Annotated in this window: 17 protein-coding genes; 13 read left to right on the top strand and 4 right to left on the bottom strand. The window is 35.6% G+C overall.

All coding sequences use genetic code 11. The features are described from left to right. The first annotated feature begins 11 nt into the window (after window positions 1-11). The 6 genes from QNH69_RS01610 to QNH69_RS01585 all read left to right on the top strand — a co-directional run bounded on the left by QNH69_RS01610 (window position 12) and on the right by QNH69_RS01585 (window position 9,462). Window positions 12-932, top strand: a complete 921-nt coding sequence (locus tag QNH69_RS01610) for a carbohydrate ABC transporter permease (protein ID WP_282928878.1) — start codon at window positions 12-14, stop codon at window positions 930-932. Between the two features lie 20 nt (window positions 933-952). Then, window positions 953-2,494, top strand: coding sequence for an ABC transporter substrate-binding protein (locus tag QNH69_RS01605; protein ID WP_282928877.1), 1,542 nt, complete (start codon window positions 953-955; stop codon window positions 2,492-2,494). A 53-nt stretch (window positions 2,495-2,547) separates the two neighbouring features. Continuing rightward, window positions 2,548-4,119, top strand: a complete 1,572-nt coding sequence (locus QNH69_RS01600) for an extracellular solute-binding protein (RefSeq protein WP_282928876.1) — start codon at window positions 2,548-2,550, stop codon at window positions 4,117-4,119. A gap of 127 nt (window positions 4,120-4,246) precedes the next feature. Then, on the top strand, window positions 4,247-5,536 hold the full coding sequence (locus QNH69_RS01595) for a beta-N-acetylglucosaminidase domain-containing protein (RefSeq protein ID WP_282928875.1): 1,290 nt from the start codon (window positions 4,247-4,249) through the stop codon (window positions 5,534-5,536). A gap of 1 nt (window position 5,537) precedes the next feature. Further along, window positions 5,538-8,174 (top strand): glycoside hydrolase family 38 C-terminal domain-containing protein, encoded by a 2,637-nt coding sequence (locus tag QNH69_RS01590; RefSeq protein ID WP_282928874.1) that lies wholly within the window; start codon window positions 5,538-5,540, stop codon window positions 8,172-8,174. 10 nt (window positions 8,175-8,184) lie between these two features. After that, window positions 8,185-9,462 (top strand): glycoside hydrolase family 125 protein, encoded by a 1,278-nt coding sequence (locus QNH69_RS01585; protein WP_282928873.1) that lies wholly within the window; start codon window positions 8,185-8,187, stop codon window positions 9,460-9,462. Here QNH69_RS01585 and QNH69_RS01580 read toward each other — a convergent pair. Then, on the bottom strand, window positions 9,452-10,192 hold the full coding sequence (locus QNH69_RS01580) for a MurR/RpiR family transcriptional regulator (RefSeq protein ID WP_282928872.1): 741 nt from the start codon (window positions 10,190-10,192) through the stop codon (window positions 9,452-9,454). The two genes, QNH69_RS01585 and QNH69_RS01580, sit on opposite strands and share 11 nt — an antisense overlap. A gap of 40 nt (window positions 10,193-10,232) precedes the next feature. On the opposite strand from QNH69_RS01580, the gene QNH69_RS01575 reads away from it, so the two are divergent. The 4 genes from QNH69_RS01575 to QNH69_RS01560 all read left to right on the top strand — a co-directional run bounded on the left by QNH69_RS01575 (window position 10,233) and on the right by QNH69_RS01560 (window position 14,755). Beyond that, window positions 10,233-11,129: an ROK family protein gene (locus QNH69_RS01575; protein ID WP_282928871.1), complete on the top strand. Its 897-nt coding sequence runs from the start codon at window positions 10,233-10,235 to the stop codon at window positions 11,127-11,129. After that, entirely contained in the window at window positions 11,122-12,504 is a 1,383-nt protein-coding gene (locus QNH69_RS01570) for a glycoside hydrolase family 1 protein (RefSeq protein ID WP_282928870.1), read from the top strand. Before QNH69_RS01575 ends, QNH69_RS01570 begins: the two co-directional genes overlap by 8 nt. Then, window positions 12,470-13,792, top strand: a complete 1,323-nt coding sequence (locus QNH69_RS01565) for an alpha-L-fucosidase (protein WP_282928869.1) — start codon at window positions 12,470-12,472, stop codon at window positions 13,790-13,792. Before QNH69_RS01570 ends, QNH69_RS01565 begins: the two co-directional genes overlap by 35 nt. 102 nt (window positions 13,793-13,894) lie before the next feature. Further along, window positions 13,895-14,755, top strand: a complete 861-nt coding sequence (locus QNH69_RS01560; protein WP_282928868.1) for an ROK family protein — start codon at window positions 13,895-13,897, stop codon at window positions 14,753-14,755. Between the two features lie 61 nt (window positions 14,756-14,816). Here the strand turns inward: QNH69_RS01560 and QNH69_RS01555 are convergent, their stop codons facing one another. Together QNH69_RS01555 and QNH69_RS01550 are read right to left on the bottom strand one after the other, a co-directional pair. Next, window positions 14,817-18,218, bottom strand: coding sequence for a sugar-binding domain-containing protein (locus QNH69_RS01555; RefSeq protein WP_282928867.1), 3,402 nt, complete (start codon window positions 18,216-18,218; stop codon window positions 14,817-14,819). 1 nt (window position 18,219) lies between these two features. Then, window positions 18,220-19,665, bottom strand: a complete 1,446-nt coding sequence (locus QNH69_RS01550) for a nicotinate phosphoribosyltransferase (protein ID WP_282928866.1) — start codon at window positions 19,663-19,665, stop codon at window positions 18,220-18,222. Window positions 19,666-19,823: 158 nt separating this feature from the next. On the opposite strand from QNH69_RS01550, the gene QNH69_RS01545 reads away from it, so the two are divergent. The 3 genes from QNH69_RS01545 (at window position 19,824) to QNH69_RS01535 (ending at window position 22,872) form a co-directional block, all read left to right on the top strand. After that, entirely contained in the window at window positions 19,824-20,474 is a 651-nt protein-coding gene (locus QNH69_RS01545; protein ID WP_282928865.1) for an HAD family hydrolase, read from the top strand. A 100-nt stretch (window positions 20,475-20,574) separates the two neighbouring features. Next, window positions 20,575-21,276 carry an ATP-binding cassette domain-containing protein gene (locus QNH69_RS01540; protein ID WP_282928864.1) on the top strand — a complete coding sequence of 234 codons (702 nt, stop codon included), beginning with the start codon at window positions 20,575-20,577 and terminating at the stop codon, window positions 21,274-21,276. 3 nt (window positions 21,277-21,279) lie between these two features. After that, window positions 21,280-22,872 (top strand): hypothetical protein, encoded by a 1,593-nt coding sequence (locus tag QNH69_RS01535; protein ID WP_282928863.1) that lies wholly within the window; start codon window positions 21,280-21,282, stop codon window positions 22,870-22,872. An 18-nt stretch (window positions 22,873-22,890) separates the two neighbouring features. On the opposite strand, the gene QNH69_RS01530 is transcribed toward QNH69_RS01535, so the two are convergent. Then, window positions 22,891-23,241, bottom strand: a complete 351-nt coding sequence (locus QNH69_RS01530) for a hypothetical protein (RefSeq protein WP_282928862.1) — start codon at window positions 23,239-23,241, stop codon at window positions 22,891-22,893. Between the last annotated feature and the right edge of the window lie 48 nt (window positions 23,242-23,289).

Genomic DNA, 23,289 nt, shown 5'->3' with positions numbered 1-23,289 from the left:
GGAGGTGATTGATGAAAGAAGTAAAGAAAAACAATTTTGATCCTCTAAAGATTAGTAAGGGATCAAATGTATTTTTAAACATAATCCTAGTACTTTTGACAATTTCTGCTATATTGCCATTCCTCTTTGTGGTTATGATTTCATTTACTGATGAAGACACTATCAGAAGAAATGGTTACCAACTAATACCAGAAAAATTTTCTACAGAAGCTTACCAATATGTATTTAAAGGTGGCGGACAAATAGCAACTGCTTACAAAAACTCAGTTATAATAACAGTTGTCGGCGTAGTAATAGCCCTTGTTCTTACAACCATGTATGCATATGCCCTAAGCCGTGATGATTATGAGTACAAAGGATTTTTCACAAAAGTTTCTACAATACCAATGCTATTTTCTGGTGGTCTTGTAGCAAGCTATTTGATAATGACACAGTTTCTAGGTCTAAAAGATAGTATGTGGGCCCTAATCTTACCACTACTAGTTGGACCATATAATATTATTTTGATGAGAACCTACTTCCAAACGTCTATACCGAAAGCTCTAATAGAGGCTGCTACCATAGACGGGGCAAGTGAAATGCAGATATTCTTTAAGATTATCCTGCCCCTATCCTTGCCAATACTTGCGACAGTTGGACTCTTTGTAACCTTGGGTTACTGGAATGACTGGTACCAAGCCATGCTTTATATAGATAGCGAAGATAAGATGCCTGTTCAATACATGCTTATGAGAATCCAAAACTCAACCAACTTCCTATCAATAAGGCAAGATGCCATAGGATCTCTTGCAGGAGAGATAAAAAAGACTCTTCCTCAAGAATCTCTAAAGATGGCAATAGTAGTTATCACAACAGCACCAATACTTATAGCCTATCCTTTCTTCCAAAGATATTTTATATCAGGGCTAACCCTTGGTGCTGTTAAGGAATAAGCTTTACAAAAAGAGGTAATATGAAAATTCAAAGTAAAATTTCTATACTATTAGCTTCCTTGCTATTAGTAACATCTTGTCAAAATGCAGATGAAAAGAATTCTTCTACAGACGATACAAAAGTAGAAGAAGCTGGCGAAGAAAATAAAGAAGCTAGCGAGGATAACAAAGATTCAGAAGACAAAGATTTGGCAAAAGGTGATGTGCCAACACTTATTTACTACAATGTCGGTACACCACAACCTGCAACAGATGATGTAGCAGCTGCCTTAAACGAATACCTTGACAGCCAAGATGCTGGCTATCACATAGCCTTCCAATACTTTGATTGGGGCGATTACCAACAAAAACTTCAACTAGCATCAAATGCTGGTGACGATTGGGACCTAGCATTTACAGCAAGCTGGGCAGGTCCATACAAGGAAATGGTTGATAAGGGAGCATTCTTAGATATCACAGACCTTGCTAAAGAAAAAGGTCAAGCTATGCTTGATTTAGTAAGTGATGATGTCCTAAAGGGAGCCTCAGTAGATGGCAGACTTTACGGAGCGCCAGCAACAGCTGATAATATCACACCAGCAGACTTTTTCATATGGAATAAGGACCTTGTAGAAAAATACGATATTCCAATAGAAGATATCAAAGAAGAAAAGGATTTAGAACCATACCTAAAAGAAGTTAAAGAAAATGAAGCAGAAGTAGAATATCCATTTGGTATAGCAAATGACTTTATCTTCCAGACAAGAATTCCAACATCTACTGCAGCTCCTGGAGTAGGAGTTAGAGAAGAAGATGGGAAGCTTGTTGCTTACTCAGTTTGGGAAGATGATGGCTACAAAGACCTAGCCTACACCATGAAAAAATACATGGACGCTGGCTACATCGATCCATCAGCTCCACAAATAGATGCTGGTCAATTGGCCAATGGCCCAACATGGCTAGTAAGAAAAGGTGAAGGTGGAGTAAAATCTGACGATATTTGGACTAAGAACTTTGGAGTTCCAGTAGTTTCATCATATGCCGGTGACATGGTATATGTAACAAACGAAAAAGCAACAGGCTCACTTCTGGCTATAAACTCTCAAAGTGAATATCCAGAACTTGCAATGGACTTTATCAACAGAATGTATAGCGATAAGGTACTGATGAGATACCTAGTAAATGGTATCGAAGGCGTTAACTACAAGCTAGTAGACGAGGCAATAGAACCAATAGAAGATACAGGATATGATGTTCCAGGCTTTACCTTCCTTGCATCACAAATGATGACACCAAGTGTTAAAGCAGAAAAAGAAGATAAAGCTGAAAGAGAAGCTTTACTAGAAACTTATCTAGAAAGGGTTAAGCCATCACCAATACTTGGATTTAACTTTGATAAGGCTGGAAGCGAAAAAGAATACGAAAATGTATATCAAATCATAGAACAATATCTACGTAATATCAAAACAGGCGCATTTGACGATGCTTATTACGAAGAATTTGTAGAAAAACTTCACACAGCTGGTATTGAAAAACTTGTAGAAGAAGTTCAAAAACAACTAGACAGCTGGGAAGACAAGTAGGTAAATACTTTTTATTAATTAAAAAGTTTTTATAAAAAATTTTAGGGGGAAATATGAACAACAAATTTAAGAAAAGTGCACTAATTTTAGCATTAGCACTAGGTATCACAGCATGTGGCAATGATGCTTCTAAACCTGCTGAAGAAGAAAAAGACAATGCGGCAGAAACAACTGAAACTGCTCCAGCAGAAGAAGAAAAAGCTGACGAAGAAAAACCAGAAGAAGCAGCTGACGAAAAAGAAACTGCAGAAACAGATGGCGAAGTTCCAACACTTACCTATTTCAATATAGGTGGAGAACCAACAAGACATGCTGAAGTTGTAGCTGCTATAAACGAATACTTAGATAGTCAAGATGCAGGTTATCACATAGACACAGTTTTCTATGACTGGGGTGATTACCAACAAAAACTTCAACTAGCAGTTAACTCTGGTGAAGATTGGGACTTAGCATTCACAGCTAACTGGGCAGGTCCATACAAGACTCTAGCAGATCAAAACGCTCTACTAGACTTAAATGACTACCTAGACAATGAACTAAAAGATGCTGCAGAACTAATCGACGATAGAATGCTAGAAGGTTCAAGAATAAATGGACCACTTTATGGTTTGCCATCAGCTTATCCAGGAGTTGTAGCAGCTAACCAATTCGTATGGAACAAAGAATATGTTGAAAAATATGATGTACCATATGAAGATTTAAAAACAACAACAGATATTGAACCATACTTAAAAGAAGTTAAGGAAAATGAACCAGATGCTCCATATCCATATATAGTAGCTTCTGACTACCTATTCGCTAGAGAAAACCCAGTATTTGAAGTTGCTTCTGGTATAGGTGTTAAAGAAGAAGATGGAAAATTAGTAGCTTATAGCATCTATGAATCCGAAGATTTCAAAGCTGAAATTGACCAAATGAAAAAACTTTATGACGAAGGTCTAATAAATCCAGATGCTCCACAACTACAACCAGGTGAAGCTGACGGAAGCTATGAATCAAACCTTGTAGGCCAAGCTGAAGGTGAACCAGGATCTCAAGCAGTATGGTCACAACCAGGTGAAGAAAAATTATCTTCAATAATTGGTGATTCAATAGTAATCGACAATGGCAAAGCAACAGGTAAATTAGTATCTGTAAACAGCCAAACTGAAAATAAAGAAGAAGCTTTAGACTTTATCAACAGAATGTTCACAGACAAGAAACTTCAAGACTTACTATCATACGGTGTTGAAGGCGAAGACTATGAACTTGAAGATGGCAAAGTTAAAAGACTTGGCGAGTCTACAGAAGTATACGATGTAGCTGCATTCCAATACCTATCAATGTATAACAGAACACCAATGGCTGGTGGCGTAGGACTTGGCGATCCAGAATTTGATGAAGAAGTAAAAGAATTTGAATCAAAACTTGTTGCTTCTCCAACACTTGGATTTAATATTGACAAAACACCTATCCAAGGTGAACTTGAAAATATTGAAGCTACAACATCAAAATACTTTATAAACCTTAAAACAGGTGCTTTCGACGAATCTTACTACAATGAATTTTTAGATCAACTAAAAACAGCAGGAATCGAAAAAGCAATAACTGAAGTTCAAAATCAACTTGATGCTTGGGAAAAATAGTAGATAAAAAAAGGGACTTATGCACTTTTGTGTATAAGTCTCTAGTTTTCTAAGGACTTTTGTAAGAACTTACAATATTTATAAATATATTTAGAAAATAAGAAAAGTAGTTTCTAAAGGAGTAAAAATGACAAAAATCAAAACAGGTATTATAGAAGGATTTTACAGTATACCTTGGACTTTTGAAGAAAGAAAATCCCTTATAGAATTTCTATCAGAAGTAGGTATGGACCAGTTCTTTTATGCGCCAAAAGATGACCCTTACCACAATGTTAAATGGAGAGAGCCATATACAGCAGAAAAACTTGATGAATTAAAAAAATTACAAGAAACCGCAACAGAAAAAAATATAGAATTTGTCTGGGCTATCCATCCAGGACAAAACTTAATAAAATGGGCTGACTATGATCAAGAAATTGAAAAAATATTCAAAAAATATGATCAATTGCATGAAGTTGGAGTAAATAGCTTTGGCCTTTGTATGGACGATGTTGATCGCAATCAAGCCTATGAAGATAGGAAATATCACTTAAGACTTGTTAAAGATCTAATAGAACATATTTCTAAATATGATAACAAGGACTTGATATTTGTTAACCCATGGTATAACCAAGCTTGGATAGATGAAAAAGGCAAAGAATACTATGATATGTTTAGAAATATTGATAATTTAAACATTATGTGGACAGGATATGATGTTGTCACTCCTTTAAGACATGATGCAAATGAAGCCTTTATAAAACTTTTGGACAAAAAACCACATATTTGGTTTAATTGGCCAGTTAATGACTACAAACGTGGTGAAATATTTATGGAAGTTTTTGAATTCTTTGATAGCAAAGATTTCAACTACGACTTTATTGTACTAAACCCAATGAATCAAGCTGAATTATCAAAACTTTCCATCTACCAAGCAGCAGAGCTTTACAAAGACCCAGAAAACTATGAACCAATAGAAGCCTTCAAAAGAGGACTTGACTATCTGGATAAGAGTGTTGCAAAAGAACTTTTCATCATATCTGACTCTTTCTATGGATCTGATATTTATAAGAGGGAAGAGAATAAAAAATACCTAGAAGAAGCTAAAATCAATGAAGCTTTTGATAAGGCTGATAATGATGAAGTCATAAGACTTATAGATGAGAAAGTTACTGCAATAGATTTCTATGAGCAAAATTATTCTAATCAAAAATTATATGATGAAGTAATTCCTTTCTTTGAAAGCTTAAAATATCTATTATTAGCCGTAAAGGAAGCTATAAATGGAGAAGATAAAAAAGCAAAGGAACTTTATGATACGAGCAAATCCTATACTATAAAAATCTATAAAGAATTTACCCAAGATGAGCTTATAGATAGGCAGGTTATAACATCAAAATCACTTGATGAAATTTACCACAAATTGATAGAGGAATAATATGAAAAAAACAGTCCACATCATATCCCACACCCATTGGGATAGGGAATGGTATTTGCCTTTAGAAAATCATACTATGCGTCTGGTCGACCTAGTTGATGGACTTATTGAAGCTTGTGAAGATCCTCGTTTCAAGTATTTCCAATTTGATGGCCAGTATTTGCCCATAGAAGATTACCTCAAAGTTAGACCAGAAAATAAGGAAATATTAAAAGAATTAATAAAATCTGGAAGGATAATAATTGGTCCTTGGTATATCTTACAAGATGCATTTTTGACCAGTGGAGAATCAAATGTCAAGGACTTAAGCCTAGGCATCAAAAAATCTAGTGGCTGGGGAAAACCAGCTAGCATTGGATATTTCCCAGATACCTTTGGCAACATTGGCCAAGCTCCGCAGATTTTAAATAAGGCTGGCATTGATGTCTCTTACTTTGGCCGTGGGGTCAAGGCAACAGGTTTTGACAATGCGGTTATAGAAGATTACACATCCAAAAATTCTGAACTTATTTGGCAATCAAATGATGGGTCAGAAGTATTGGGAATACTTTTTGCTAATTGGTATTGCAATGGAGTAGATATACCTAGCAAGGAAGATAAGCTTAGAAAATACATGGACCAAAAAATAGCTGACATGGAAAAATACGCTTCGACAAACCAACTTCTATTAATGAATGGTTGCGACCACTCACCAGTACAAAAAAACATTGGAGAGATAATAGAAAAGCTTAACACCATGTATGATGATTACGACTTTGTCCACTCAAACCTAGACTTGTACTATGAGGCAGTAAATAAAGAAGTAGATAGAAAAAAACTTGCCAAGATTACTGGTGAGCTTCGTAGTCAGACTACAGATGGATGGTACACCCTGCAAGGAACCTCTTCATCTAGGTACTATCTCAAACATATGAACAAAAACTTAGAGATGAGACTTGAAGAAGTTACTCAACCCATTCTTACCATCTTTGGCAAGAGAGAAGATTATCCTCATGATAGAATTGACTACATCTACGAAAGACTTATTTCCAACCACCCACACGACAGCATTTGTGGATGCTCTATAGATTCCGTCCACGATGGCAACAGGAGAAGGTTCAAAGATGCGGCTGAGGCTCTTGATTACCTTGACCAAAAGCTAGGAGAATTTATAGCAAAAAACACCTACAATGACTCAGATGATGTGAGCTTCTGTTTAATAAATACGCTACCATATGAAAGAACTAGGATTGTATCCATTGACCTAGACTATATGAAGGAATTTTTTGGTGCGAATTTCCCAGAAGTTATCAAAAAACTTAAAGAAATTGATTTGCCAGATCTAACTTTAGTCGATGATGATGGCAATGAAATACCTGCTCAAATCACAGATATTGGCACAAACTTTGGATATGAACTGCCAGAAGATGTCTTCCGCAAGCCTTATTTTTCAAGGCAAGTTAATGTAAAGTTTATGGCTAAACTTAGGCCATATGAAAAGAAAATATTTAGATTAGTGGAAGGAAAAAGCAAGTACGAAATCATCTCTTATGAAAAGGATTTGATTGAAAATGACTTCTACCAAATAAAAATAAATGACAATGCTTCTTTGGACATCAAGGATAAGAGGACAAATGAATCTTATACCAATGTTTTGATGGTTGAAGATAGTGGAGATATAGGAAATGAGTATATCTATAAAAAGTCTTACGATAATCTAAGGGTTTTGGGTGGCAAGCTCATAGAAAAAGTTGTCTTAAGGGAAAATGACAAGTACATCATAAAGCTTACAGAGGAAATTTCTATACCACAATCCGCAGACCAGACCTTGTTTGAAGAGCAAGTTACCCTAGTAGGTCTACCATTTAGGCAGGCAAAAAGGTCAAAAGATTATGTAAAGATAGAAATTTACAAAGAAATTATCATTTATGATGAAAAATCAACAATGGATATCAAAATCAAGCTTAAAAATATGGCCAAGGACCATAGGATGAGGTTGTTATTTGGCCACACATTAGAGTCAGATTTTATTTATCCAGAAAGTATCTTTGAAACCGTCAAAAGATCTGCTTACCATCCAAAAACGTGGGAAAACCCAGATTATTCACAAAATTTGAACAGGTATATTCAAGTAAAAGATCAATCTGACAAAGGCTTTACGGTATCCACTATTGGCATAGCAGAATACGAGCAAATAAAAGATGAGGGTCTATACCTAACTCTATTTAGGTCTACTGGAGAGCTTGGAGACTGGGGATATTTCCCAACACCAGATGCCCAACTTTTGGGTGACTTGGCTGATATGGAATTTAACCTATATCTTGATATATTTGACCAAAACCCATCTCTTTCTATACAAAAAGCTTTGAAAGAGAGAGTACCATTTTTTAAGGTTCAAATAGATAAAAACACCGACCCGACTGCCTTTAGTCCAAGAGTTCCAGATATAGACCTTGGAGAAAACTTATATTCTATCCTTTATAGAAACTATGAGGGAGACCCTATTTTTAGAACTTACAATCCAAGTGCTTACGATAAGGATTTACCAAGGCTTGACGGAGAAAATTACGATATACTAGGACAAAAGCCAGATGATCGCAAGATTAATAAGGGCAAACTAAGTCCATTTGAGATTAGAACCACAAAACTTGATTTTTGAAAGGAGTTTTATGGAAAAGATAGTAGAAAGCTTGATAGAAAAAGTAAATAATTCCAATCAAGTTACAGATGAAATAAAAAAGATATTTGAAAAAGCTATTAAAAACACTTTTACAACTACCATGGAAGCAACTGATAGGGGAGATGTCTTTGTAATCACAGGCGATATAGAAGCTATGTGGCTAAGGGACTCTGCTGGACAGATTAGACCCTTATTTTATATAGATTCAGATGAGGCAAATGATTTGATCAAAAAAGTCATCCAAAGACAGTTCTTTTCTGTTGACAAGGACTACTATGCCAATGCCTTCAATAAAGAGGCAAATGGTAGGGCTTGGACCCACGATGATATAACTGACTTTGAATCTGACTGGGTTTGGGAAAGAAAGTATGAGCTTGATAGCCTAGCTTATATCATGCAAACTGCTCACTTGTACTATGAAAAGACAAAAGATTCATCTATATTTGATGATGAATTTATTAGGATTCTATCAAATGTTGTTGATCAAATAGAACTTGAACAAAATCACGAAAATTCACCATATGAATTTGTAAGGCCAAATCCAGAAGCTGTAACTGAAACCTTGAGAACTGGCAAAAGAGGCTCTCCAGTAGCTTACACAGGCATGAGCTGGTCAGGTTTTAGGCCAAGTGACGATTCTTGTATGTACCAATACTTGGTTCCTGCCAATGCCTTTACAGTTGTAAGTCTAAGAAGACTTGCAGATTGCTTAGTTGATGCTGGCAAAGATAATGACCTTGCTAATAAGATGAAAAAACTTGCTGATGAGATTGACAAGGGCATAGATGAATATGGAAAGATTACTGATGATGATTTTGGTGAGATTCTAACTTATGAAGTTGATGGTCTAGGCAATAGTAACTTTATGGACGATGCCAATGTTCCAAGCCTATTATCCCTTGCTTACCTAGATTATATGGATAAGGACGATGACCTTTACAAAAACACTAGAAAGGCGATCTTGTCAAATAAAAACCACCTTTATTATGAAGGAAGCGCTGCTAAGGGCATAGGAAGTGACCATACTCCAAAGGATTATATCTGGCATATAGCCCTAGCTATGCAAATGATGACATCAACAGAAAAAAGCGAACAAGAAGAAATCCTCCACTATTTTGAAACAACACATGATAATAAGTATTTGATGCATGAAGGTTTTCATAAGGATGACCCGAGCCAGTACACAAGAGATTGGTTCTCATGGTCAAATTCTATGTTCTGTGAGGCTGTTTTAAGATACATCGGCCTTGAAATGATCAAGGCCTAGTAGCTTGGTAGATCTCACAAATTATATCTATAGAGACAATAAGGGGTGCCATTTTTGAAATGTTAAACTCATAGGTCGAATATGATGGAGTTAGGAAAACAAAGTCTGATTTTTGAGCCAAGGTAGACTTAGGACTTCTGGTGAGGGATAGGATTTTTGCCCCTTTTTCTAGGGCATTATCTACCCCTTCTAGAAGGTTGGTGTTTTCTCCACTAAGGGAAAGAGCTATTAGTAAGTCTTCCTTATTTAAGCTATTGGTCAATAAATCAATGGCGTAGGGTTCCTTGGCATAGTCAGAATTTATTATATTCATTTCATTTAATTTGTAGACAAATTCATTGGCGGCAAGGCCAGATGTGCCTATGCCAATTATTGCAATTTTATGAAATTGGTCCAAATTTCTGATAAAATCACGAAGTTTAGAATCAACTGATTCTATACCAGAAATCATATCTTCATATATGCCCAAGGCCTTGTAGGGCCTATTATCTCCTAGAGATTTTAGGGCATAGCGGAACTCAAGGTAGCCGTTGAAGCCAAGTTTTTGGGAAAATCTAGTGGCTGTGGCCGTAGAAACATAAAAAGTTTTGGCAAATTCATTTATTGAAAGATTTGAAATGTCCGACTCTAAACTTTTTAATCTTTTTAGTATGGCTTGCTCACTTCTAGAAAGTTTTATATTATTTTTGCTGATTATATCCATTATAAAATCATATGAACTGTTTGACATAATAACTCCTTATTAGATTATTATAACACAAAGGGAAAAAATGTATTTAGTATTTGATATAGGTGGCTCATCCACCAAGTACGCTTTAATAGAAAATGATAAGATTATAGAAAAATCTTCAAAGGCTCAAGTAAAGACAATGGATGAATTTGTGAAGTTTTTTGAAGATACAATCATATCTTACCAAAAGAAATATAAAATTGAGGGCATAGGCTTATCTTCCCCGGGGACAGTCGATCCCCTCACAGGAAAAATACTAGGCCAATCAGCTGTAGAATTCATTACAGAATATAATTTTGCCTACCATCTAGAAAAGAAATTTTCTTTGCCTGTAGCCATAGAAAATGATGCAAACTGTGCAGCCTTCGCCGAAGTTTATTACGGAAATCACAAAAAAGATTACATAGCTTTTCTTATAATTGGTTCAGGAATTGGGGGAGCTGTTGTAAATAAGGGCGAGATAGTCAGGGGAGCCAAGCTAGAGAGTGGCGAATTTGGCTACATGCTATTAAAAAATGAAGACGGTAATTATGAAAACTTCTCAATGCTAGCAACCCTACCAAATGTAAGGCGAAAGATGATAGAAAAATATGGAATCAATGATACAACTTATCAGATTTTTGACAAGTACTTTAAAAAAGAAGAACCATATTTTTCTGAGGTTGACTTGATGTTCGATTACCTAGCCATGGGAATTTATAACATTGCCTATACCATTGACCCAGAAATCATATATCTAGGTGGTGGAATTTCTTCTGATGAACGCTTTATTAATGAGCTAAAGAAAAAGCTTGGAAGTGGAATTTTTGCAAGCAAAGCATACGACATCAGACCTGTATCATTTTTTAATGACAACAACCTCTACGGAGCCTATGCTAATTTAATGAAGACAATAAAAGAAGGCAGGAGTCTTAAACAAAGGAGTGAAGATGATTAAATTTCCACAGGGTTTCCTATATGGATCTGCCACAAGCGCTGCTCAATCTGAGGGAGCGGCAAGTCTTGATGGCAAAAGTGAAAACACTTGGGATTTTTGGTACAAAAAAGATCCATATAAATTTCACAATCTTATAGGACCCGAAGATACGACGGATATTTACCATAATTATGAAAAAGATGTAGACTTATTAGAAAAAACTGGCCATTCAGTGTTTAGAACATCCATTAGCTGGACAAGGTTAATACCAGCTATGGATGGCGAAGTAAACCCAAAGGCAGTCGAATTTTACAGAGATTATTTCTCAAAAATCAAAGAGAAAAATATTACTTTATATATTAACCTATTCCATTTTGATATGCCTATGTATCTGATGGATATTGGTGGATGGACCAATAAAAAGACTGTAGAGGCCTATGTTTCCTATGCGAAAAAATGCTTTGAACTTTTTGACGATTTAGTTGACGGTTGGTTTACCTTCAATGAACCTATAGTCCATGTAGAATGCCAATATATGAATGGTTGCCACTATCCGGCAGAAGTAAATCCACAAAAGGCCGTCCAATGTGCTTTTTATACTCAGCTTGCCAGTGCCTCAGCTATAAAAGCATATAGGCAAATGAATGGCAAGAAAAAAATAGGAATAATATTAAATCTTACACCATCATATCCAAGGAGTGATAATGCTGGAGATCTGAAGGCTGCTGAAATTAGCGAGCTATTTAATACTTGCTCATTTTTGGATCCATCTGTCAAAGGCTATTATCCAAAAGAATTAGTAGAAATAATAGCAAATGAGAATTTGTTGCCAGAATACACAGATGACGATTTACAAATCATCAAAGAAAACACTATAGATTTCCTTGGAGTAAACTACTACCAACCACTTAGGGTTAGGGAAAATCCATATGTCTACAAAGAAGATGCTATGTTTTCCCAAGGCAAATACTATATGGGCTATGATATGCCAGGTAAGAGGATGAACCCATATCGAGGTTGGGAAATCTATCCAAGGGCTCTATACGACATTGCAATAAATATCCGAGACAATTACGGCAATATTGAATGGCTAGTTACAGAAAATGGCATGGGTGTTGAAGATGAGGAACGTTTTAGAAAAGACGGGCAAATCCAAGATGATTACCGCATAGAGTTTTTCAAAGAACACCTATATTGGCTTTCTAAGGCTATAGAAGAAGGAGCAAACTGCAAGGGTTACCAGGTATGGACCTTCATAGATTGCTGGAGCTGGCTAAATGCATACAAAAATCGCTATGGACTTGTTGAACTAGACCTTAAAACTGGAGAACGAAAGATTAAGAAATCTGGAGAATGGTTTTATGAACTTAGAAAAAACAACGGATTTGAACTCTGATCCATACTTTAACTTTGAAGAAACTTTTGATGGAATAATTCCAAAATACCATGGTCCACTCCCAAGTGTCTCCCAAGTTAATTACTTGGAAGAAGAGTGTGGAGCCTTCTTACATTTTGGCATGAATACTTATACAGAAGTGGAATGGGGCAATGGCAAGGAAAGTCTAGATGATTTTACCATGATCGATTTTGACTACGAATCCTATGTAAAGACTTTGAAGGATTTGGGTTTTAGGAGACTAATTTTTACAGCCAAACACCACGATGGTTTTTGTATGTGGGATACAAAAGAGACCTCTAATAAGATAACTAATACTAGTTATGGCAAGGACTTTCTAGCCGAGCTTTCAAAGGCTTGCAGCAAGTTTGACATGAATATGGGCATATATCTTTCCCCATGGGATGTCCACGAGCCTACTTATGGTAGCGGAGAAGCTTATAACAATTTTTACTTAAAACAAATCAAAGAGATTGTTAATAATCCTATATACGGCAACAAGGGTCACTTTGTGGAATGGTGGTTTGACAATGCCAAAGATGAGAATTACCCAGACCAAGAATATGATTTTGAGAGTTTTATGGCAGAGATAAGGAAAAATAATCCTCATATCTTATTTTTTGGAGTGGGACCTATGGGTGGCATCCACTGGGCTGGTAACGAACTAGGCTATGCCCCAAGTGAAAATGCACCAAGGCTTAATAAAGATACTTTTGAAATAGACTATGATGCTGCCTTTAGGTCAGCTGTGGGTCATAATGAAGACTATGTTTTTTCTATAAGTGAATGCGACACATCAGTTACCGACCGTTGGTTTTCCCACAAGGATGAGAGGATAAAATCTGTAGAAGAGCTTTTTGAAATATACCTTAAATCTGTCGGCCGTGGGGGAGTTTTGCTATTAAACATTCCTGCCAACAAGAGCGGAAAAATTGATGATAAGATCATAGAAAGATTAAAGGAAACCAAGGGAAAAATCCAAGAATCTTTCTCAAAAAATATAGAGGATGACATATTTATAACTTGTACTGATATAGGTAATGAATATTTTCTAGAAGTAGAAAATCCCAATGGCCTTGATATTAACTTTCTTGTGGTCAGAGAAGATATTAGAAAAGGTTCACGTTTCACCCTTGGATATATATTCATAAATGGAGAAAGATTTAATATCGACTCCATTGGGGATAGGCGAATTTTTGACCTAAGATCTTATGAAAAAATCAAGACTCTAAGGCTTGCCTTATATGGAGCAAGCAAGCTATACATTAACGATTTTAAAATTTATTAGTTCTTATGTATAAAAGTAATATTTCCCCTACAAGTAATGATATAATGAAACTATAGGAAATTTTAAAATCAATATTTGTGCTTTTTATGAAAGGAGCAGTATATGTACGGTTCAATAGAACTAGGTGGAACAAAAATAAGGTGTGGTATTTTTGACGATGGGGGCAATCTCCTCACAGAAGATAGGATAAAGACGGCTGACCCATATGACAATGTAAAAGAGATTGTAGAATTCTTTAAGGACTCTGATATAAAGTCCATTGGCATTGGCGCTTTTGGACCAGTTGATGTTGACAAAAATAGCAAAACTTATGGGTCTATCTTAGCTACACCAAAAAGGCTTTGGAGAAACTTTGACTTACTTGGTGAGCTTAAGAAAAATTTAGACCTACCAATGGGACTTACAACAGATGTTGGAGCAAGTGGCATTGGCGAATATGAATTGGGAGCAGCAAAAGATAAGACAAGCTCACTATATCTAACCATAGGAACAGGCATAGGTGGATCCTACATACAAAATGGCAAACTTTTAGAAGGATACTCTCACCCAGAAATGGGACACTTTGAACTTCCAAAAGAAGATGGTGATGACTTTGAGGGAGTTTGCGATTATCACAAAAATTGCTTTGAGGGCCTTTGTTCAGGACCTGCTATAGAAAAAAGAGCAGGAGAAAAAGGAGAAAATCTCGACATCTCAGATTCGGCCTTTGCTATTACTGCAAAATATATAGCAAAAGCACTTTATACCTACACAGCAATTCTTCGTCCTCATATCATAATAATTGGTGGAGGAGTTTGTAACAAGGAAGGTATGATTGATAAGATTAGGGAAGAATTTGACAAGATAAAGGGCGACTACCTTGTTTTGCCAGATAGTAAAGAATATATAGTATTCCCAGAACTAGGCAACGAGGCAGGCCTTATAGGTGGCTATGTACTTGCAAAAGAGATAGCAAGGGAATAAAAAAGGGACTATTATGACTTGAACCCCAAAATCCGCAATGCGGATAGAGGGGTTTTGCTCATTAGTCCCTTTTTATTGTAAATTTTCTTATTTTTGATGAATCTTCAGCCTGCAATAATATTATCCATTTTTTCTTTCTTCTGATTGTTGTAATTGCTGCATTTTCTTTTGGATTTATGGAAACCACTTCGATTTTTCCATCACAGATGTATTCGCTAGCCTTAAGTTCATCATCTGAAAGCTTATAATTATTTACTTCCAAGGACTCAAATTCTGTTGAATTATAAATTCTTGTAAGTTTTTTTACCTTGTAAAGACATAGATTTTCTAGATTACAAGCCTTATCTTCAAAGACAATTGTTATATAAGTGGCCTTAACAGGGTCAAATTCATAAGTGTACTCGCCCTTGTTTTTAGTCATTTGGTAATTAATTAGATTTCCCTTATCGTAAGCCTTCGATTCTGATACATAAATTTTTATGTCAGGATTTTTTACCTTACTAATGACTAGTTTACCAAAAACTTGCTGGGTGGCAAAGCCTAGGGTGATTTGTTTATCATCTACTTCTTTGATCAAGGCAAGATTTGCTATATCAGCATTTATTATCTGCTTTTCACCTTCAACTCTTACAAAGGCACTTACTTCTAGCCTTTCATCTCCAACATTCCCATAGCCTTTGACTAAGATTTGGCCTTCTTCTTTAAGGTCGTCACTATCTATGTCATCCCAAGAAATATCTATATAATTTCCACTAAGCTTGCCCTTTTTATCTACTAATTCCAACTTTTGTGGAAGCTTTGGATATATATTTGGCAAAGTTGTTGTGGAATAATTTAAAATGCTTAAGCCCTTTTCTCCTATGAAAGCTGGAGTCTTCGGATCCTGATATACTTCTTCTCTGATATTAAAAGTGTTTGGATTTTCTTTAAGGTCAATTTTAAGGCTTGCTTCTTCTAAACCAGGGCTTGTAATTTTTACTTCTATTGGGTCAAGTCCAGCCCTTCCACCAATAATTGCAAGAAGTTTGCCAGCATAGGCTTTTTTCTGACATACTTTAAAAGAACCCATATCTTCTTGAAAGCCATTGTCAAGGCCTAGAAGAATTCCATTTTCTGAAACTTCTACATTGATCAAATTCTCCGCATTTGTAATGAGATTATCATTTTCATCAACTATATCTATTGTGACATAAGCTAGGTCATAAGAGTCTTTACATATGGTATCTTTATTTGCCCTTGCCATGATTTTAAAAGGCTTACCACTTGTGCTTATAGTGCTTCTACCAATAGTTTGGGTTATTACTCGGCCTTTTTCATCATAGGCTATTGCTTGGATGCTTCCTTCTTCAAAGGAGATCTCCCATTGGGCGTATAGAGAAAAGCCGCGTTTTCTAGCATTATTGATTTTATATTTATGGCCTGCCTTTGTAATTTGACTTACAAAGTATTCTTTGCCATAAGATTTGATCTTGCCATTTTGATCTTTATGGACTAGTTCAACTGCACTAGCATTTGTATAGCAGATGACCTTTACTTTGCCATCATTTACTATGACTTCATCTTTATTCCAACTTGGCAAAAGATGGCAGGTGATATCCTTATCATTCCACAAGCTCCTATAAAGATAGTAGGCATCTTTTGGAAACCCTGCTAAATCCAGGATGCCAAAGTAGGAAGATCTTGGGCTTGGCCAATTATCAACTGGGCCTCTGTCTACACCGTTAAAGGGAGTAGGTTCTCCAAGATAGTCAAAGCCTGTCCACACAGCTTCTCCAGCAACATAGTCACGAGTTATGATATCATACCAAGCATCAGATGCATGGCTACCCCAGGCAACTTTTGATGTGTCATATGAAGATAGCTTTCTATCCTTAGGTAGATAATCTAATTCAAACCTGTCATAGACAGACCTGGAATTGATATTTGAAGCTGTTTCACTTGCCCAAAGTACCCAATCTGGGTAATCTTTGTGGATTTTATCATAGCGTCCGCCTTCTGTATAATTAAGGCCAATCATGCCATAAGCTTTATTAACCTTATCATCGACTTCGATTAGTTCGTCGACATAGTCATATCTTATGATATTATCTCCAATGGTGAGCCATCTCTTGGGATCAACCTCTCTGGCCCATTTTATGAGCTTATCGCAAACATCTGGATATCTGGATAAACTTGACCAATCAGTTCCCTCCATTATTTCGTTGCCTATTGATATCATAAAGATAGCTGGGGAATTGTAGTCTCTTTTGAGGACTTCCTTTAGGGAAAATTCTGCGAAAGTCATAGAAGGATTAGCCCCTAAAAGCTGGCTTTGGCCGATTTCTTTTTCAAAATAGGTTGAAAAATCATTGTAATTGTTGTTTTTGTCCAAAATCCAACCGTCAAATATCTCGCTTACCACAAGCATGCCCTTTTTGTTGCAAACATTAATCAGAGTCCTGCTTGCTGGATTGTGGGAAAGTCTGATGGTGTTGGCGCCCATATCCTTTAAGATATCGACCTTGTACTCTAGGGCTGACCTATAATCACAAGCCCCAAGGGCACCGTTGTCGTGGTGGAGGCAAACACCCTTAATTTTTATATTTTTGCCATTTAAGGATATGCCTGTTTGTGGATTTTTTTCTAAAACCCTAAAGCCAATATCAGTCACATATTCATCAATAGATTCATCCTCTAGTAAAATTTCTGATCTAAGTTGGTATAAATTTGGCTTATCCAAATCCCACAAAGAAATATTTTCTACTTGGAAATTTAAATCTATATCTTCTTTAGAATTAGCATCTATGGTGATTTCTTCGTTTGTAATATCTTTAATTAACTTATTTTTAAAGTATAAGGAATGTTTAAGTTTAAATGTTTTTGGATCTTTGTAATTGTTGCAAACTTCAGATTTTACATTTATTTTGCCAAGTTTGTCCGCTATTTCATAGTCAATCTTTGGTCCATAAATACCTAAGTTTAGCCTGTTTTTTACCAAAATATCGACAGACCTGTAGATGCCAGAGCCAGAATACCAGCGGGAAGATGGGACTTGGTGGTCACATCTTATGGCTAGGAGATTTTCTTCATCCTTTTTCAAATATGGGCTAAGATCATAGGCAAAGGGATTGTAGCCGTAGGGATTAAAGCCCAATTTTTCCCCATTTATATAAGTTGTGGAGTTTTGATAAACACCGTCAAAGTAGATAAAAACTTGCTTTTCTTCAAGATTGATATCATCTATGACGAAACTTTTCCTATAATTGCCAACTCCTCCGGGCTTATAGGCAGATTCTGCCTCAAAATATGGGCTAAAGTCTTGGTCTATAGAGTAATCGTGGGGAAGGTTGATATTTGTAAAATCACTATCATCAAAGTTTGGCAAATTCGCACCAGGTTGGTCACCTAGGTAAAACTTCCAATTTTTATTAAAATCTTGTTTGCTATCTGAATTTATAAAATTAATATATCTTTTTTCACTCATCTTATAGGCCTTTTTTTGCCTCAAGTATTAGATTTTGTTTTAGATTCCACAAGTCATGGGAAAGGTCGACATAGTAGTTGTGAGGTTGGTCAAATCTTTTAACCTCATCCCACAAGCTATCAATTTCGCTTTTACAATAGCTTTGAATTTCATCTAGTGAAGGTTGGTCATAGATTAGCTTTCCATCTTCAAAAATCTTTTCTTGCATCAAGCGAGCCTGGTAATTTTCCATTTTTTTCATCTTCCATGTAAAGAGTGGATCAAAGATTACAAGAGGCTCATTGTCGTTTACTTCTTCTTCTCTAAGGGTGATGTAGTCGGCTTCTGCCTTCCTATTTTTCTTGCTATAGAGTCTATAAACTTTTTTGAAGCCTGGTGTTGTGATTTTTTCGACATTTTCTGAAACCTTTATTTTTGACACTAGCTCATCATCTTTATAAATTCCAACAAGCTTATAAACGCCACCAAATACAGGATCAGACTTACTTGTGATTAGTCTTTCACCTATACCAAAGGAATCAATCCTAGCCTCTTGGGCTGTTAGGGAATTAATTTTAAACTCATCTAGGGAGTTGCTTGCTACAATTTTTGTGTCTGTAAATCCGTTTTCATCAAGGATTTTCCTCACTTCTTTTGAAAGGTAGGCAAGGTCTCCTGAGTCAATTCTCACTCCTCCGCTAAGGCCCTTTGGCTCCAAAACTTCCTTAAATACTCTCATAGCATTTGGAAGTCCGCTGTTTATGGTATCATAGGTATCTATTAAAAGGATACAATTGTCTGGATAAGCTTCGGCATAGGTTTTGAAAGCCTCGTATTCATTGTCAAAGGCTTGGATCCAGGAGTGAGCCATGGTGCCAGATGGTTTGAAACCATATTTTTGGGCTGATAAAGTATTGGATGATACTGGAACACCAGCGATGTATGCTGCCCTTGCCCCAGTTATGGAAGCATCGGCTCCTTGGGCACGTCTTGCTCCAAATTCCATAACAAGTCTATCTCCTGCAGCGCGAACTATTCTGCTAGACTTAGTTGCAACTAGGGAGTTGAAGTTCATTGATAATAATAGATAAGTCTCAAGGATTGAACATTCAATTATAGGTGCTTTTACTGTGATGATTGGCTCATTTGGAAACATAACTGACCCTTCTGGAAAGGCCCACACATCTCCTGTAAATTTGAAATCAGCAAGATAATCAAGGAAATCATCGGTAAAATTGCCAGAAGACCTTAGGTATTCTATGTCTTCTTTTGAAAAGTGTAGATTTTCTATAAAATCTATGATGTCATTTAATCCAGCAAAGATAGAATAACCTCCTTCATCTGGATTTGACCTATAAAAAGCATCGAATACTGCAATAGTATCCTTCATTCCGTTATTAAAATATCCGTTGGCCATAGTAAATTCATAAAAGTCACTAAGCATGGATAGGTTTCTTTTGTCTGTCATAATACCCTCTTTTCTTTAAGTTATTAATATTTTACCCCATTGCATATACAATGAATATTATTTATCAAACAAAGGGTATTCTTAGCTAGTATTTCCATTAATGAGAAATATATAATACAATAGGGTAAATTAGCAAATAGGAAAACAAAGGAGATTTTATGTATATATTTGATATAGATGGAACGTTACTAAATACAATTGATGCTATAGATTATCACTTGAATACAACTTTCAAAAAATACGGCCTAGACGCCGTGCCAAAAGATAAGGTTAGAGAATTTGTGGGAAATGGGCCAAAAGTCCTAGTTGATTCTGCCTTGGACTATGTTGATTTTTCTGGAGATGATATTTTAAAAGAAGAAATTTATGACGCTTATAATCTTGCCTATGACAACAACCCATCATACCTTACCAAGCCCTTTGATGGTATAAGAGAAGCTCTTGATGAAATCAAAAGCCGTGGAGAGATATTGGCTGCCTTTTCCAACAAACCTGATTCCACATCAAATAAGGTCCTTAAAGACGTATTTGGCAATGATTACTTCGATTATATACTAGGTTATAGGGAGGATTATAAGAGAAAGCCATCGCCAGAAGGAATTATGATAATTGCAGAAAGATTTGGGGTGAATTTTTCTGATATCCTATACTTTGGAGACAGCGAAGTAGATATGAAGTGCGGGAAAAATGCCAGTATTTTCACTGTAGGATGCTCCTGGGGCTTTAGAGCTAGGAAAGATTTAGAAGATCAAAATCCAGATGTAATTATAGATAAACCAAGTGAAATCACAACTATCAGAAATGTATAATCCATAATTAATATAAATATAATGGCTATCAATGACCTTGGCAATAAGTATAAAACTTTGATACACTAGTTAGTGAAATGATAAGTTATTGGAGGGATTGATGCAATTATTAATAGACAATTTATCTAAAAGTTTTGACGAAAAACTAGTTTTAGATAAACTAAGTATAACTTTAGACCAGGGGATAATCTACGGTCTCTTAGGTAGAAATGGAGCAGGAAAGACCACTCTATTTTCCCTAATAGCCAAGGAACTAGAAAAAAATTCTGGAGATATTTATCTCATTGATAAATCTAGCAAAAGCCCTCTTGACATAAAAGATGTATTTTTCATGCTGGCTGAGCCAGAACTCCCACGCTTTCTTACAGGTAGAGAATTTATAAATTTTTTCATAGATGTAAATAAGGAAAGAATAAAAGGAAACTTAAATCCAGATATTTACTTTGATCAAGTTAAATTTGATGAAGATGACAAGGATAGGCTTATCCAGGGATATTCGACAGGTATGAGAAATAAGCTTCAAATGATGATGTTTCTTATCACAAAGCCAAAGGTGATTTTGATGGACGAGCCACTCAATTCCCTTGATGTAGTGGTTCAAAAAGAGATGAAGGATTTGATAAAATCAATCAAAAATGACCACATAATAATTTTCTCAACCCACATTCTAGATCTCGCCAAAAACATGGCAGATGAGATCCTCCTTCTCCACAAGGGGAAAATTAGTGAGGTTGACAGGGAAATCAAAAACAATCCTGATTTTGAAGAGGAAGTAATAAACTTGCTGCAAAGAGAGGATTAGCCGATGGAATATTACAAAAAATATAGGATTATAGAAAATATTTCCCATGCAGAATCCATCAACCGCCTAATACACTTCTTCCATAGGCTTCCTATAATTGGAAAACATACGGGGGATAAGTATAGGCTATTTGGATTTAAAAAATTTGTATACACACTAGGCCCTATATTTTCTTTGTTGGGTCAAATTATCAAATGCTTGCTATCCTTTGTCATATCAATTGTCATAAGTGGATCTATAATTTGTGCTTTACATAAGCTTGGTATATATAAAGTTCAGGAATTTGAAGACATGATGGATTATGGAGCAGTAAATCTGGCTTTTTTGAGCTTTTATCTAACACCAGCTCTCGTGTCCAATTTTATTGAAGGCGGCAAGTTTAAAATCCACCAACTAAATAAGCAATACAGGATGGAGGCCAAAGAGTCTGGACTAATACTTGGAGTCTTTGATCCTTTGAGGATTTCTTTGGGGAGAACTATAATATTTTGGATACTCTTGGACTTTAAAAAGGCTTTTCTAATAAGCTTAAGTCTAGCATTTATAAGAATAAGTTCCAATACTTACAGTGTTTATAAGTTTTCTAAAAAAGAAAAAAGGCTCTCTGAGAGATTTGCCTTCATTATGATCTTGGAAGTCATACTTTTTGCCTTATTGATGCAAGTGGAAGATATTTCTATTATCATTCTTGTAGCTATATTTGCAATTAGCTTCATTGCCTTTATTTTATCTAGCAGATATTTGTTTAGCTTTGATGGTTACGATAGGCTTTTGGAAGTGGCAAAAAGAGATAGCGCAAATATTGATTTAGATTATGATAAGATTGCCAATGATAGCCTTGCCCTCAAAGATTCTGATATAGAAAAGGATCAAGTAGCTAAGGGAAGGGGCTATGAACTATTAAATAATCTTTTTTTTCAAAGGCATAGTAGGCTTCTTGTAAAGCCAGTATTTAAAAAGGCATTAATAATATTTGCCATTATTATAGCTTTGCTCGTTGGTGTAAAATTTATTTTTACACGCTTTGCAAATCTTATAGAAGGAATCTTTTTATTATCCTTACCTATCATTGCTATGATTATTTTTAATGATACTGAAAGTGCTAGGGCTTTTTTCCTAAACTGTGACAGGTCTTTGATTCAATATGGATTTTATAGGGACTCCAAAGCAATATTTGAAATGTATAAGTTAAGATATAAGACCTTGTTAAAGATACATCTTGCAGGACTTTTTTCAGGACTTGTAAGCCTTATTACTTATTACTTTTTATACCAAAACATTGACGTAAAAACAGGGCTTCTAGCTGGAAGTTATGTAGTATTTGCCTACTTGTTTTTCCCAGCCTTTAACCTATTTAATTATTATGTTTTCCAACCCTTTAACCACGATGCATCTGCCAAAGGAGGCTTATATAAGTTTGTAAATTCCCTCATAGGCTATGTCAATATTTTGATCATACCTTCAATTATTGGTAAATTTGATGGAGATATGAAGGTGGCTTTTATAGGTCTAATAGTTATTATGGGTATTTTGACTGTAACATTTCCATTTATAGTGAAAAAATATGGCCAAGAAACCTTTAAAATAAGAAAATAAAGCGACCTTTTGGCCGCTTTAGTCATCTTTGAGATTGAATTTTTTTCTAAGTCTTATTTTTACTATAAAGTATAAGAGGATAAAATAGATAATAGCAAACAATGATATAATTCCTACTAGATATGACCTCTTAAGCTCTAAGTAAATTAGTAGGGGAAAAATAATAGCAAATAGAATAAGGCCAAGAACTATGGAAGTAAGGCCAGCAAACTTATTGCCGTATTCCCAAGTGTTTTTGTCATAGCAAACTTCCCAAATATGAAAGCCTACTTTCATCTCAGGATATGGTGAGTAGAAATTTCTTAAAAAAATTCCTATATATATTGTAAATACTAAAAGAATTATGTCTGATACTATTAAAGGACCCATATTTCACCTCATTTCTCATAAATTATACTAATTTTTGTGGATAATGAA

Origin of the sequence: Anaerococcus sp. Marseille-Q7828 (genome assembly GCF_949769285.1) — a bacterium.
GTDB lineage: Bacteria > Bacillota > Clostridia > Tissierellales > Peptoniphilaceae > Anaerococcus.
This window is presented reverse-complemented; position numbering and strand designations above follow the sequence as displayed.